This is a genomic window from Glutamicibacter sp. AGC46 (genome assembly GCF_053543715.1).
In genome coordinates this window covers 231,162-244,478 of sequence record NZ_JBLVOJ010000024.1, presented here as the reverse complement: position 1 = coordinate 244,478, position 13,317 = coordinate 231,162, and the positions used below count along the sequence as shown (strand labels likewise).

The 13,317-nt window shown below is 63.3% G+C and carries 15 protein-coding genes and 3 pseudogenes; 11 read left to right on the top strand and 7 right to left on the bottom strand.

Annotated features, from left to right (window positions below):
• Positions 1-45 precede the first annotated feature (45 nt).
• Together ACNPM8_RS13190 and ACNPM8_RS13185 are read right to left on the bottom strand one after the other, a co-directional pair.
• The gene (locus ACNPM8_RS13190) at positions 46-483 is read right to left on the bottom strand and encodes a 6,7-dimethyl-8-ribityllumazine synthase (RefSeq protein ID WP_105657220.1); all 438 of its coding nucleotides are present in this window, start codon (positions 481-483) and stop codon (positions 46-48) included.
• A gap of 110 nt (positions 484-593) precedes the next feature.
• Positions 594-1,379 (bottom strand): annotated as a pseudogene (locus ACNPM8_RS13185) (LLM class flavin-dependent oxidoreductase); the annotation flags it as partial.
• Positions 1,380-1,396: 17 nt separating this feature from the next.
• On the opposite strand from ACNPM8_RS13185, the gene ACNPM8_RS13180 reads away from it, so the two are divergent.
• The 7 genes and pseudogenes from ACNPM8_RS13180 to ACNPM8_RS13150 all read left to right on the top strand — a co-directional run bounded on the left by ACNPM8_RS13180 (position 1,397) and on the right by ACNPM8_RS13150 (position 8,087).
• Positions 1,397-2,833 (top strand): recombinase family protein, encoded by a 1,437-nt coding sequence (locus ACNPM8_RS13180; protein WP_448939991.1) that lies wholly within the window; start codon positions 1,397-1,399, stop codon positions 2,831-2,833.
• 181 nt (positions 2,834-3,014) lie between these two features.
• The gene (locus ACNPM8_RS13175; RefSeq protein WP_448939990.1) at positions 3,015-3,230 is read left to right on the top strand and encodes a hypothetical protein; all 216 of its coding nucleotides are present in this window, start codon (positions 3,015-3,017) and stop codon (positions 3,228-3,230) included.
• The gene (locus ACNPM8_RS13170) at positions 3,227-3,475 is read left to right on the top strand and encodes a hypothetical protein (protein ID WP_448939989.1); all 249 of its coding nucleotides are present in this window, start codon (positions 3,227-3,229) and stop codon (positions 3,473-3,475) included. Before ACNPM8_RS13175 ends, ACNPM8_RS13170 begins: the two co-directional genes overlap by 4 nt.
• Positions 3,472-5,796 (top strand): RNA helicase, encoded by a 2,325-nt coding sequence (locus ACNPM8_RS13165; protein WP_448939988.1) that lies wholly within the window; start codon positions 3,472-3,474, stop codon positions 5,794-5,796. The genes ACNPM8_RS13170 and ACNPM8_RS13165 overlap by 4 nt, the downstream gene beginning before the upstream one ends.
• Positions 5,793-6,347 carry a hypothetical protein gene (locus ACNPM8_RS13160; protein WP_448939987.1) on the top strand — a complete coding sequence of 185 codons (555 nt, stop codon included), beginning with the start codon at positions 5,793-5,795 and terminating at the stop codon, positions 6,345-6,347. The genes ACNPM8_RS13165 and ACNPM8_RS13160 overlap by 4 nt, the downstream gene beginning before the upstream one ends.
• A pseudogene (locus ACNPM8_RS13155) lies at positions 6,344-6,751 on the top strand (relaxase/mobilization nuclease domain-containing protein); the annotation flags it as partial. The gene ACNPM8_RS13160 and the pseudogene ACNPM8_RS13155, both read left to right, overlap by 4 nt.
• A 439-nt stretch (positions 6,752-7,190) precedes the next feature.
• Entirely contained in the window at positions 7,191-8,087 is an 897-nt protein-coding gene (locus ACNPM8_RS13150; RefSeq protein ID WP_448939986.1) for a hypothetical protein, read from the top strand.
• Between the two features lie 16 nt (positions 8,088-8,103).
• Here the strand turns inward: ACNPM8_RS13150 and ACNPM8_RS13145 are convergent, their stop codons facing one another.
• Both ACNPM8_RS13145 and ACNPM8_RS13140 read right to left on the bottom strand, forming a co-directional pair.
• A complete protein-coding gene (locus tag ACNPM8_RS13145) occupies positions 8,104-8,295 on the bottom strand; it encodes a hypothetical protein (protein WP_448939985.1) in 192 nt (63 codons plus the stop codon).
• A gap of 152 nt (positions 8,296-8,447) precedes the next feature.
• Entirely contained in the window at positions 8,448-8,903 is a 456-nt protein-coding gene (locus tag ACNPM8_RS13140; protein WP_448939984.1) for a hypothetical protein, read from the bottom strand.
• A gap of 78 nt (positions 8,904-8,981) precedes the next feature.
• On the opposite strand from ACNPM8_RS13140, the gene ACNPM8_RS13135 reads away from it, so the two are divergent.
• The 3 genes from ACNPM8_RS13135 (at position 8,982) to ACNPM8_RS13125 (ending at position 10,420) form a co-directional block, all read left to right on the top strand.
• Entirely contained in the window at positions 8,982-9,206 is a 225-nt protein-coding gene (locus tag ACNPM8_RS13135; protein WP_448939983.1) for a helix-turn-helix domain-containing protein, read from the top strand.
• A gap of 162 nt (positions 9,207-9,368) precedes the next feature.
• Positions 9,369-9,728 carry a Cd(II)/Pb(II)-sensing metalloregulatory transcriptional regulator CmtR gene (cmtR, locus tag ACNPM8_RS13130; protein ID WP_448939982.1) on the top strand — a complete coding sequence of 120 codons (360 nt, stop codon included), beginning with the start codon at positions 9,369-9,371 and terminating at the stop codon, positions 9,726-9,728.
• Positions 9,725-10,420 carry a cation transporter gene (locus ACNPM8_RS13125; protein ID WP_448939981.1) on the top strand — a complete coding sequence of 232 codons (696 nt, stop codon included), beginning with the start codon at positions 9,725-9,727 and terminating at the stop codon, positions 10,418-10,420. The genes cmtR and ACNPM8_RS13125 overlap by 4 nt, the downstream gene beginning before the upstream one ends.
• A 63-nt stretch (positions 10,421-10,483) precedes the next feature.
• Here the strand turns inward: ACNPM8_RS13125 and ACNPM8_RS13120 are convergent.
• Both ACNPM8_RS13120 and ACNPM8_RS13115 read right to left on the bottom strand, forming a co-directional pair.
• Positions 10,484-10,732, bottom strand: a pseudogene (locus ACNPM8_RS13120) (LLM class flavin-dependent oxidoreductase); the annotation flags it as partial.
• Between the two features lie 56 nt (positions 10,733-10,788).
• Positions 10,789-11,073 (bottom strand): helix-turn-helix domain-containing protein, encoded by a 285-nt coding sequence (locus tag ACNPM8_RS13115; RefSeq protein WP_448939980.1) that lies wholly within the window; start codon positions 11,071-11,073, stop codon positions 10,789-10,791.
• Positions 11,074-11,119: 46 nt separating this feature from the next.
• On the opposite strand from ACNPM8_RS13115, the gene map reads away from it, so the two are divergent.
• Positions 11,120-11,902, top strand: coding sequence for a type I methionyl aminopeptidase (gene map, locus ACNPM8_RS13110; RefSeq protein ID WP_448939979.1), 783 nt, complete (start codon positions 11,120-11,122; stop codon positions 11,900-11,902).
• A gap of 22 nt (positions 11,903-11,924) precedes the next feature.
• On the opposite strand, the gene bioB is transcribed toward map, so the two are convergent.
• On the bottom strand, positions 11,925-13,157 hold the full coding sequence (bioB, locus tag ACNPM8_RS13105) for a biotin synthase BioB (RefSeq protein WP_448939978.1): 1,233 nt from the start codon (positions 13,155-13,157) through the stop codon (positions 11,925-11,927).
• Between the last annotated feature and the right edge of the window lie 160 nt (positions 13,158-13,317).

Here is a 13,317-nt window from a genome sequence, read left to right as displayed (position 1 = left end):
TTGGCAACGGCGTTCAAGCCAGCACGCCTGTTTTTCGCGTATTCCCTAGAGCTCGATAGCTGCCACGGCCTGAACCGCGCGTGCCGCCTCGGCGCCCTTCTTCAGGAAATGCTCGAAGTAGAAGCCCTGGTGCTCATCATTCGAGTGGAAGTGGTGCGGGGTCAGGCTGACCGAGAAAGTAGGTACATCGGTATCCAGCTGGACCCGCATCAAGCCGTCCACTACCGCCTGGGCAACGAAGTCGTGGCGGTAGATGCCGCCGTCAACCACGAGGGCTGCGGCTACCACTGCATCGTACTTGCCGGTCTTCGCCAGGCGCTGGGCCTGCAATGGCATTTCGTAGGCGCCGGGTACGCTGACGACATTGATGGTGTATTCCTGCCCGGAAGAATCCATCTCGGCCTTGAAGCCGGCCAGGGCCTGGTCGACGATATCCGCATGCCAGCTGGCCTTGATGAAGGCGACGTTCAATGGCTTGCTCATGAGTTGCTCCCTGATTCTGCGTGCAAATGTCTAAGTCTTTTGATCTACCCTAGTGGCGTGGGTCTCAATGGAATAAATGGGGAAGGGGTTTGCGTAACGAATGAGCCGGTTCAGCGCCAGCCCATCAGCGGGGCCACGTGCTTGAGCACTGATTCGATGACGTGGGCGTTGTAGTCCACGCCCAACTGGTTTGGAACGGTGAGAAGGAGCGTATCCGCCGCGGCGATGGCTTCGTCTTCGGCCAGCTTCTTGGCCAGTTCATCTGGTTCCCCGGCATAGGACTTGCCGAAGACCGCACGGGTCTTCTCATCGATGTTGCCGATCTGGTCCGAGCTGTAGCGGTCGCGGCCGAAGTACTGCCAGTCGCGCTCATCGGTCAGTGCGAAGATGCTGCGGCTCACCGAGACGCGCGGTTCGCGTGAGTGGCCGGCTTCCTTCCAGGCGTCGCGGTAGAGCTGGATCTGCTCGGCCTGCTGGACGTGGAAGGGCTTGCCCGATTCATCGTCCTTGAGCGTGGAGCTCTGCAGGTTCATGCCCAGCTTCGCGGCCCACACTGCAGTGGCATTGGATCCGGAACCCCACCAGATGCGTTCGCGCAAGGTGTCCGAATGCGGCTCGATGCGCAGCAGGCCCGGGGGATTGGGGAACATCGGGTTCGGGCTAGGCTCGGCGAAGCCTTCCCCGGAAAGCACCTCGAGCAGGCGCTCGGTATGCCGGCGGCCCATATCGGCATCCGGTTCGCCCTCGCGCGGCTCGAAGCCGAAGTGGCGCCAGCCGTCAATGACCTGCTCGGGCGAACCACGGCTGATGCCCAGCTGCAGGCGGCGATTGGAAATCAGGTCGGCGGAGCCTGCATCCTCAGCCATGTACAGCGGGTTCTCGTAGCGCATGTCTAGGTTGTAACATTGGTTGCATGGTCGAGCTGGTATCTCTGAGGAAGACGAACGAGGTGGCGGCCTACGTGCGCGCCTCCATGGACCGAAGGGGCGACCGCTGGACGATCGAAACCCAGCTGCGGAAGATCAGGTCGCTGGCCGACGCCAAGGACTGGAAGGTCGTCGAGGTCTACGAGGACAACGCGGTGTCGGCTACGAAGAAGCGTCGTGCGGGCACCAAGTGGGCCGAGATGCTCAAGGATGCCGAGGCGGGCAGGTTCTCGATGGTCGTCGCCGTGGATATGGACCGCCTCCTGCGCAGTACGAAGGACTTGAATACCCTCATCGACCTCGGCCTGCGGGTCGTCACCGTGGACGGCGAGATCGATCTGTCGACGGCGGACGGTGAGTTCAGGGCGACGATGCTTGCCGCTCTCGCGCGGTTCGAGGCGCGACGCAAGGCCGAGCGCCAGATCCGATCGAACGAGCGCCGCCGGGCCGAGGGTATGCCGGTGTCCGCCTGGACGGCTTTCGGCTGGACGAAGCAGGGCGAGGTGATCCCGGAGCAGGCCGATGCGGTGAGGAAGGCGTTCGATGCCTTCCTCGGCGAGCCGTCGCTGCCGATCCGGCGCATCCGCGAGGACCTCAATGCCGCCGGCCACCTCACCGCGCGCGGGACGGAGTTCTCCATCGACGCAGTGCGCTACCTGCTGGCGAACCCGCTCTACTCTGGCTACATCAAGCACTACGCCTCGGGCGAGCTGTACCCCGTCCAGGGCGAGGCGTTCCCGCCGATCGTCGGCGAGCAGACGTGGAGGGCCGCGGTGGCGAAGCTGGAGGACAACGCACGCAGGGCCGACAAGCAGGGGAACCAGCCGAAGTATCTGCTCTCGGGCATCGGCCTGTGCGGGAAGTGCGGCGGGACGCTAGTCGCCGGGAAGAACAGCCGGGGCGTCGGGACGTACAAGTGCGGTCAGCACTTCCATCTCTCCCGCCAGCGCGAGCCAGTGGACGTGATGGTCGAGGAAGCCGTGCTTACCCGCCTTTCAGCGTTGGACGTGCATGACCTCGTCATGCCCGTGGAGAACTCCGGAATCGACCGCAATGCACTGCTGACCGAGCGGAACGCCTTCGTGGAGCGTGTGAAGGAGTTGGGTCCGTTACTCCGCGACATCCACCAGCCTGTCCTGGAGATCACGGCGGCGATCAACGACTTGAAAGCTCGCATCGATGAGATCGACTCGACTCTGCTGGACCGCTCACTGTCTGTCGTCGCTGAGTTGCTGGAGGACGTGGGTGATCCGATCGGATCCCATGAGCGTCGTGAGGCTGTTGGGCAGAAGTGGTCAGTGTTGGACATGGACCGCCGCCGGATGCTTGTAGACGAGCTGGTAACGGTGACTATCGAGCCCATCGTGCCTGGTCATGTTCGGTTTGACCCTGGTCTCATTCTGATAGAGCCGCGAAAGGACTGACTCGCTTTTCGACACACCATTGTATTGGTGAATCGAGTTGTGGGAGAATGGTTGCAATCAGAAGATCCCACCGGGGGCCAGACTTAGAAGCTGGCGGTTCTACTCCCGGATGAGTAGCCGGTCAAACAGCCCAATTAGCGTGGCGGGGAACCGGAAGCATTCTCATGTTTGAGGTCTTCCGATGTCTGTCGTTATCGACGTTCCCCGCGCCTTCGCGCTGGATCGCCCTGGGCTCAACCAGGGTTCAACCCCCGCTCCGCAGGCTGATAGCCACAATCCTGTCATTGCCGCGGCCCGTGCTGCTGGTCGCTTGGTCGGTGAGCGCCTGTCACTTACGCCGCTGACCTCGCGTCAGCGTGCCGCTGTCGCATCTGTGATGGGCGGTGACGCCCGATGAGCGCCAACACCGCCGCCTTCGATCACGTTGAGGCGTTCCACTGGCGTCTGGGCGACCCGTCCCTCGCTGACTCCGAGGCCCGTCTCCGCGACCTCGGTGTGCTCCGTTCCGTGTTGGAGGAGGCTGTCGAGATCGGCGTCGCCGCCGCCCGCGCCGATGGGGTGACTTGGGCGAGGATCGGGGACGCCCTCGGTGTCACCCACCAGGCCGTGATCAAGCGCTACGGCAAGGGAGGTGCCCAATGAGCACCGCCAACAACACCAACGCCCCCGTCTCCGCCGACCTGACCCCGCCCGGAGGGCCTGGCCTGGCACCCGCCGGAGGCGGGCTGCCCGTCGCCGTTCCGAATGGCGAAAATATGGGGTTTGAGCCGGAATTTTATTCCGCTCAGAAAACGGATATCGGATACACGACCAACGAAGACACCAACGAAAACGACGTTTTCGCAGGTCAGGGGCCTGTGTGCACGCGCGACTCCTTGGGTTCGCGCGTATCCGTTTCAGAAACGGATACCTCGTCTGCTCCAACGGATACCCCAGTGGATTACTCCGCCTTCGACGTGCCGGGAGCCGATCCCAGCGATGACGTGGAGCCGTTCCAGGTGCCTTCGTCGCCAGAGCACATCGAGGCTGCCCGCGCCTTCTTCGAAGCCGAGAAGGCAGCTGAGACGTCTGGCCAGGTGAAACGCGCTCAGACGCTCTCGCGGGTGTTCTCGGTGATGCAATACGCGAACCATCCGGAGACGGGTGTGCCAATCTACAGCCAGGAACAGCTCGAGAACGGGCTCGCGCTCCTCGATGACCAGTACGGATCGATGTGGTCGGCGTTCATTGCCCACCCTCTCGATCGACTCGTGGAAGTGGACGAAGGCAGTGTGGACTGCCGGTGCATCGGTCTCAAAGGTCTGCACTGGCACCTCGTGCTGTTGTTCAAGGACGACAAGCGCCCGAAGATCCGTACAGTCTCGAACGCGCTTCAGATCCCGAGCGCTCGCGTGCGGGTGCCGAGGGAGGTTACGGCCCAGGAAGGCGGGGACGAGCACAAGGGCTCTGGTGCTGCTCCGAAGGCATTCTTTGACTTCTGCGAGTACCTGCCGCACGAGTCGCGGCGCGCCGATGCGATTGCCGGCGTGCACCAGACCGAGCGCACCTATTTGACGGACAGTACTCAGGATGGCAATCCGGGTAAGTACCAGTATGGGCGCGGGCGAGTCGTTGCGAACTTCAATTTCAGCACCGAGCTGGACGCCCACTTGGCCAGCCGCGTGTCGGCTGCCGAGGGCGGCAAGAGCCTCATCACTCGAAAGCGGAAGCTTCGGCGCGCAGTCATGGACGGGATGCCGCTCGATGCAGCGGAGGTTGCTGATCGAGACGCATTCGCAGATGACCTGCCGCGATTGCAGTTGCTCCGCTCGCGCTTCGAGCAGAAGCAGGGTGCACTGGTCGCCGAGGGACTTGGTACAGCGTGGCACAAGTCGGTGCTGGCGATCTGCGGACCGAAAGGGTCGGGCAAAGGCATCCTTGCGGATGAGGTCGCCGCGCAAACTCAGGCACTGGTGGCTTTGGCGGGCTGCGATTGGCCGTACGTGCAGCCTCCAGGGCGTAACGCTCTGGAAGCCGTTGGGGACGCGAAGATCACGCATCATGATGACGCCCGCTTCGACATCACGCCGACGTACGACGAAACGTTGAGGTACACGGACAACCACCGCGCCACGGAGGCGTACAAGCGGCACACACGCAGCGGGCAAGTGGTCGCTCCGCGACTGATCATGATGTCGAGCACGGAGACGCCGCAGTCGCTCGGGCTCACGATGAAGGCGCGCAAACCCAGCGACGTGCTGGCGTTCAACGCCCAGGCTATGAAGCAGTTTCCGCCAGTGGACATCGACGAGTTCTTGCGCCGCATCGGCTGGGCGGTCGAAGTGTCAATCCCGGAGTCTGTGCGATTGACTGGCGACGATCACCAGGACTATCCGATGATCCGGGCCGAGATGCTCGTGAGCATCCGCAGAGTCACGGTGAATGCTGCGCGCCGGATCGAGCCGGTACTGAATCGCCAGGGCGAGCCGCTGGGCGAGATCACGACAACGCACGAGATGGCTCCGGTCGCAGTGGTGAAGGGCGCTCAAGATGCCGCCCGATTCCTTGCCGTGTCGATCCTCATGGAGAACAACAGGGACGTGATCGAGCAGATCCCGGAGTCCGAGCTGGCTGCGTACCTCGCGCAGAAGGCGGCCATCGAGGTTGCTGCCACCGAGGAGAGCGATCGACACAGACAGGCGAGTATCGCCGCCGCCGAGGAGGTTGCGCGGCAGAATCGCGAGGTCATCGAGGCACAGCAGCGGAGCAAGTTGGCGAAGCTTGAAGCTGAGCGCCGGGAGCTGGAGCTGTGCACTTGCTCGCTACGTCAGTCCGGCTTGTACGCGCGGCACTCTAACGAGTGCCCGGCCCTTTCCGATGAGGAGCGTCAGCGCCGGGCAAAGGACAAGCAGAAGATGCTTGACGCGAAGGTCGAGCGCCTCCGTGCAAACGGCGGTCTGCTTGTTGCTGGAGGTGCGCGATGAGCAGCGATAGCACCACATCTTTCCAGGGGATCGAAGGGGCGGAACGCCCCTCGCAAGCAGCCATGGAGGACACGAGCGCCAGCGAAGTGTCCGACAGGGCTACTGCTTGCGTTGCAGCAGATCCGAAGGAAGACACAGCTGATGCAACATCCACGAAAGCGGGCCCGAAGGGTCAGCGTCGTGGATCACCGCACCTTGATACGCGGTACGACGCAGCCACCCTCGATGCCGTTCGAACTCGTTCGAAGAGGCTCGGGCTGGATGCGAGTTCGTGGGTGCGGGCGGTCGTGCGGGATGCTTTGGACCAGCGCCGGACGGATGAGCTGGACGCAGCCTTGGCAGTGGCTCTGCTGGTCCAGGAGTCGCATGTCGAGGCATCGGCCACAGCTCGCCATCTGGGCGCGCTGATCCGTCCTTTGGCGATCAACGTGAACGATCTGGACAGGCGCGCACGCGCTGGCGAGGCAGTGACCCTCTCCGCTGAGGTGCCTGAGCTGGTGGAGCTGCTCCGCGAGGTGCGCGAGCTGCTCGGCGACAGGCTCGCGTCATGAGCACGACGCACTACAGCGGGAGCCAGGATGCAGCCAGCTCGGAGCGATACGTCCGGGGCATGAAGGACGAGCGGGCGGCTGCGATTTCCGGTGATGCAGTGGGTCCATTGGGTGTCTTTTCACAGCGGGCTAGTGCGCTGGCTGAGGCGCATAACCGCGAGGTCGAGGCTTTGCACTACCGGCAGTCCTTCAGCGATGAGGAGTTTGATCCGAAGGACCCCGAGCAGGTGCAGCAGGTGAATGACCTGGGCTACCTGCTGGCGAAGAAGATGCATCCGAATGCGCAGTGCCTCGTGGTGACGCATACGGACGGGCACGGCGGCAAGCCCCACAATCACATCCTGGTCGCGAACCACGATGACGTCACGGGCAAGGCGCTGTCCGACTACCGCACGTTCTACGACAGGCCGGATCAAGGCGGCCAGCGCGGCGTCAAGTCGGCGAACGACGATTTGATGCGCGAGCACGGGCTGTCGATCGCGAAGGAACAACAGCTTGCGCCGAAGGACTGGGAGCTCCGCCGGGAGGACTTCGCCGAAGGGTCACCGGATCGGATGATGGGCGACCGCTTCGAGCAGGCGCTGCGCGATCCGCGCTCAGTTGACAATGACGGCCTGCGGGAAGTCATCGAAGAGCAGAACCAGCAAGAAGGCATGCCGCGGATGCGGCTGTCTTCCAGGAACAACAAGAAGACGGGCAAGGAGCAGTGGACGCTGCACATCGAGGTCGTGGACGAACGGCGCAAAGAGCGCCGGGCACTCACGTCCCGGTTGTCCGAGGACTTCACCCCGGAGGGCGCACAGGCGTTCTTCGACTACCACCAGAGCCAGAAGGAGCAGGAACATGAGCGCAGCACTCGACAGGCTGAAGCAGCAGAACGAGCAGGACGCGCAGCAGCAGCAGCTCGGCAGTCCGCAGACGACGGAGACCTTGAACTCGATCCTCGCCGCCGTCGAGGCGCAGAACGCGAGACTCGACCGGCTGACCGAGCAGCAGAAGAAGCTCGCGGGGTACGTGAAGGTCATGGACGAGGAGGCGACGAAGCGGATGGAGCGGATCACGGCACCGATCTCCTCGCCCTCCAGCGACGTGTCCGCGAAGATCGCGAGTATCGCGAACGGGCAGAAAGAGATCGCGAATACGCTCGGCGTGTTCGCCGAGAGTCTGAACGGCGAAGCCTTGAACGCCGCGTCGCAGATCTTGGTCGCGGAGACGCAAAAGAATCGCGCGGCTACGGACTCGGCGATTAAGGGGCTCAAGGCGCAGGCTGCAGCGAACCAGACGCTTGTTGGCCAGGTCGGTGGCGCGGTGCAGCGGATGGAGAAGCGCTTTGAGGAACGGGCTGAGAAGGCTGTCGAACAGGTCGCAGGTGAGGCCTCTACCAAGATTACGGCCAACCTCGATGCAGCCAATGCGCGGGCCGAAAAGATCCTGGCGGCTACGTCGAAGTTGGAAGCACGCCAGCTCTGGTCAGCGGTCGCCGCAATGAGCCTCGCGCTCCTGCCGGTGCTCGTGGTCGTCGCTGGGATTTGGATGGTTATCGCCGGGCTGATCACCGGTGCTCAGTGGGCACAGAACGTGGATGGGAACCTGTGGCTTGGCATTGGGCGCTGGCTCGTGTTCGTCGTGGGTTCTCTGACAGCCGGATACGGGCTCTTCGCATCCGTCCGCTGGGCCGCTGGCCTGGTGGAGACCTGGAAGGGTCGCGGAATGCCGAAGTGGCCGAGGTGGCGCAAGTAGACCGACCTCGGTCCGGCTAAGGCCGTTCGAGCCCCCGGATCTCGAGATACCTCGTGACGTCCGCAGTGAAGAACACCAGACCGTCGGCGTCGCGGGCCGTCGCCTTCATGTTCATATAGTTGTCGAAGCACGGGAACTCAGAGCCGAACAGCGCACGCAACTGCGCTTCGCTATGGCCAAAGGCTCGGTCGGGCACTGGCATATCCATGAATCCCATCATCACACACGACCCATCTGTCGAGGGCAACCGCTGCGGAGCAGTGGGCGGCAGCCCGCCGGGAGGCTATTGTTCACAATTGCCAATAGAGAATCCCCTTGAGAAGTGATCTCGGGGGTTCTCTATTTTCATGTATTCAGTTGTTAGTTGGAACAGTTCTGTTGCCGGACATTTATCAGCTCCTTTGCCTGTTCGCTGCTGCTTTCGAAGTAGGCTTTCTCGTCAATGGATATGGCTCCATCGACGATGGAGACAATGTCGGAGCCGGAGAAGCTGCCTTCTTGCGTCCAGACCACCTGATTACGAGCTTCGTTGAGCTGTCCGACGCTAGTGTCGCTGTCGTCGATCTCGCTGCACTTGTGCTCGGTAACCGTGATCGTGGAGCCATCCAGAACAACGATCCGGTGCTCGTTCTCGTCGATGTCGTTGACACTTGCCTCGCCGATGTACTCGGTCGGTGCTTCGCCGGCACTGCTGTTGCCGGCGGTGTTTGCATCGGCTCCTGCTCCACCGCTGCACCCGGTCAGTGCGATAAGAGTGGCAAGTGCCAGTGTTCCAAAGGCAGGAATTCGCTTCATCGTCATGGTGATTGAGGTCATGGCTTCCTTGCGTAGATATTCATATATGTGACTCATAGTCCGTTGTCTCATGGTCATCATAATCGAAAAGCTTGATATATGAACATTCCTGAGCATCGACGCGCGTTTGGCGACCAAGTTCGGGAGTTGAGGAAAGCCAAGGGGTTTACGTCTCAGGAAGCCTTTGCCAACCACCTTGAACTCGACCGTACCTATGTCAGCGGTATCGAGCGCGGTCGGAGGAATCCCACCTTGGACATCATTGTGAAGATTGCCAATGGCCTCAGCGTGCATCCATCAGAATTGCTGACAACCATCGACTAAGTCAGGCACGGGGAATCAAGGGCAGCCGCTGCGAAGCAGTGGGCGGCAGCTTGAACCAGCGGGTGTCACGACTGGTGATATGCGCTACGGCAAGCGCATGGATCGAGTGCGGAAGCATGAGTGGGGCGACAATGAGTCAGTCACCGCTGTATAGTTCAGTGCATGCTGACCATTGCTTCACGCCTCGATGTCATGAACCGGCTCGGCCGGGCCATGGCCGATCCGACGCGCTCCCGGATCCTGATGACCCTGCTCAACGGCCCGAGCTACCCGGTCGTGCTCTCGCGCGAGCTGGAGCTGACCCGCTCGAACGTCTCGAACCACCTGACCTGCCTGCGCGACTGCGGGATCGTAGTCGCCGAGCCGGAGGGGCGGCAGACGCGCTACGAGATCGCTGACCCGCATCTCGCGGCGGCGCTGATGGCGCTCGTGGATGTGACGCTGGCTGTGGATGAGAGCTCCCCGTGTATCGACCCGCAGTGCTCCCTCCCGGGCTGTTGCGATGCGGGAGCCGGACAGTGACCACCGCGGCGCTTGCCCCCGAGCGGCGCGACGTGCTTCGTCGGCGGATCAGGATCGTCGTCGCGATCACGATCACCTGGAACGTAATCGAGGCGGTCGTCGCTCTCCTTGCAGGGCGGGCCGCGTCCTCCTCGGCCCTGATCGGCTTCGGACTCGACTCCATCGTTGAGGTGCTCTCCGCGGCTGCGGTCGCGTGGCAGTTCGCCGCGCCCGACCCGGAGAATCGGGAGAAGGTTGCGCTGCGGGTCATCGCGGTATCGTTTTTCGCCCTGGCTGCCTATGTCAGCGTGGACGCGGTGCTGTCGTTGCTCGGGCTACGGGAGCCGGAGCACTCCCCGGTCGGCATCGCCATCGCCGGACTAAGCCTGGTCGTCATGCCGTTCCTGAGCTGGTTCGAGCGCCGCACGGGCCGCGAGCTCGGCTCGGCGTCAGCGGTGGCGGACTCGAAGCAGACGCTGATCTGCACTTACCTGTCCGCCGCGCTTCTGGCAGGCCTGCTGCTCAACAGCCTGCTCGGCTGGGCCTGGGCTGACTCGGTAGCCGCGCTGGTGATCGCCGTGTTTGCTGTCCGCGAGGGTATCGAGGCGTGGAAAGGCGACGCATGCTGCGCCGCGCCGGTCGCGGTGCTCACAGGCGAGCGGGGGGTTGAGAGCTGCGACGATGGCTGCCGTGCTAATGACAGTCACCGCTAACGTTGCGACTGGCCGGACATGGTGGGCGCATATCGTCCAGTGTTACAACCTAGACATGCGCTAGCGCATGTCGATGACGCCGGTACCGATCTCGATGCGGCTGGTTCGCGCGCCGATGGCAGCCAGCAGCGGGAACGGGGAGGCGTATTGCTGGGCGAAGTGGTGCACGCGGAAATAGGCGCCGTCCGCGCCGAGCTCCTCGGCGGCGACCGCCAGATCGATGGCCTGCAGCAGGGCATCGGAGGCGGTGCGGGTGCCTGATTGCGGGTGGTCGGTCCAGTGGCCGAAGGACAAGAATCCGATGTTCTTCATGCTTGAGGCAACAAGTAATCTCGGGAGGATATTCCGCCGCCAGGGACCTCAGGCAATCAATGCGACAGGATGGGGCTTTCGGGCCGGTTCGACTCTTTGGTCTCGTCCAGTGCGGACCAGATCGCGTCAAGGGAGAGGCCGAGTACGGCCGCGATGGCGGCGATGGTGGAAAAAGCGGGAGTGGCGACGCGGCCGGTTTCGATTTTCCGCAGGGTTTCGGGGGAGAGGCCGGCTTGGATCGCGACGTCGAGGATTGTTCGTTCGCCGCGTGCCTGCCGAAGCAGCGCGCCGAGGTTCTTGCCCTGTTCGATTTCCCGGGCGGTAAGCGGCAGTCTGACCATAATGAGACCATTATACCGGTATTAAAATACCGGTATAGTAATTGGAATGATCGAGATTCTCACAGCCAGCGAAGTAGAGCGCGCCCGCGAGACCGGACGCCTTGTCGGAAACATCCTCAATACGCTCAAGCACCGCGTGCAGGTCGGCACCAATCTCTTGGAAATCGACGCCTGGACCAAGGAAATGATCGAGGAGGCCGGCGCGGTCTCCTGCTACGTCGACTACGCCCCGTCCTTCGGCAGCGGCCCCTTCGGCCATTACATCTGCACGGGAGTCAACGATGCGGTGCTCCATGGACTGCCTCGCGACTACCAGCTGGCCGATGGCGACTTGCTCACTCTGGATCTGGCCGTCACCTTGAAAGGCATCGCCTCCGACGCGGCGATCAGCTTCATTGTCGGCACGGCTGCGCGTGCAGAAGACCTGAAGATGATCGAGACCACGCAGCGCGCCCTGGCTGCCGCCATCGCCGAGGCGCGTCCCGGAGCCAAGATCGGCGACCTGTCCTTCGCCATCGGATCGGTGCTGACCGTCGAAGGGTACAAGGTCAACATGGAATTCGGCGGCCACGGCATCGGCAGCACCATGCATCAGGATCCTCACGTTTCCAACGATGGCCGCCGCGGACGCGGGTACACGCTGCGTCCCGGTCTTCTGCTGGCCATCGAACCGTGGGTCATGGCCGATACCAGCAAGCTGGTGACCGACCGCGATGGCTGGACCCTGCGCAGCGCCACCGGCTGCCGCACGGCGCACACCGAGCACACCATTGCCATCACGGAAACTGGCGCGGAGATTCTCACCCTGCCCACCGACCTCTCGGCATAGGCAGAGGCCGGCATGGCGGCGATCAGGCGTGCGGGCTTTCCCCGGTGCCGGCGCCGCGGCGGCGGAGCACCGGTTCGGCCGTGCCGGTGCCGCAGCCCGAGGAGGCGCTGCCGCAGGCCGGGGAAGCAACGGAGGTGCAGCACGATCCGCTGCACCCGCTGGCCCCGGCGTTGCCCGCATCCTCCGGCTGGCGCGAAGCATGGCCGGCGGCTTCGCGCAGCGTCCTGGCCAGCTGCGCCGGGTCCTGGCCTTCTTGGCCCAGGACCACGAACCCCGCGTCGGCAATCATTGCCAGGTCGGCTTTCGCGTCCTGCCCTTCGCTGGTCAGGTAGTCGCCGAGGAACAGCGAATTGGCCACTTCCAGGGCGTTGGCCTGCAAGGAACGCAGGTGCATTTCGCGTCCGCCGGCCATCCGGATTTCCTTGTCCGGGCAGGCTAGCCGCACTACGGCCAGGATCCGCAGGCACGCGCGCGGGGTCAGGTTCCAGGTGCCTTCCAGCGGGGTGCCGTCGAAAGGCATCAAGAAGTTCACCGGAATGGAATCGGCTTCCAGTGCGCGCAAGGCGAAGATCGCCTCGACCAGCTGCTCGGGAGTTTCGCCCAGTCCAACGATGAGCCCGGAGCAGGGGGAGAGGCCGGCGGACCTGGACTGCTGGACGGTGGAGACGCGCTCGGCGAAGCTGTGGGTGCTGCAGATTTCCGGGTAGAGGGACTCGGCCGTATTCAGGTTGTGGTTGTAGGCGTCGGCGCCGGCCTCCTTGAGCCGCTGGGCCTGCCCCTGCTTCAGGATGCCGATGCAGGCGCAGACCTCGACCTGCGGATGCTCTTCCTTCAATGCGCCGATCATGTCCGCGACGCGTTGCACATCGCGGTCCGTGGGTCCCTTGCCGGAGGCGACCATGCAGACCCGCGAGGCGCCGCCGGCGATGCCCAAACCTGCCTGGCGCACCGCTTCGCCGGGCTTGAGCCAGGTGTATTTCAGGATTTCGGCCTTGGAACCCAGGCGCTGGGAACAGTAGGTGCAGTCCTCGGGGCACAAGCCGGACTTCAGGTTGACCAGGTAGTTGACCTTCACGGTGTTGCCGAAATGCTTGCGCCGCAGCACCCCGGCCGCACTAACCAGCGCCGACGTCTGCGCGTCGCTGATGGCCAGCAGCCCGAGGGCCTCTGCTGCGGTGAGCTGGTGGCCAGCGGAGATGCGTGCGGCCAGCTCGGTGAAATCTGCGGTGTCGGTGCGCTGCGCGGGGATGCTCATGGGTTCCTTCGCCTGGTTGGATGGCTGCCTGCCAAGGTGCAGCCATTCTTGAACGGTGTTCAATTGCTGGCACCAATGTACACGAAAAGCCCCCGACTTGAACAATGTTCAAGTCGGGGGGGCTTGCGCTGCTTTCCATGGCAGTTGCAGACGGGGCGGG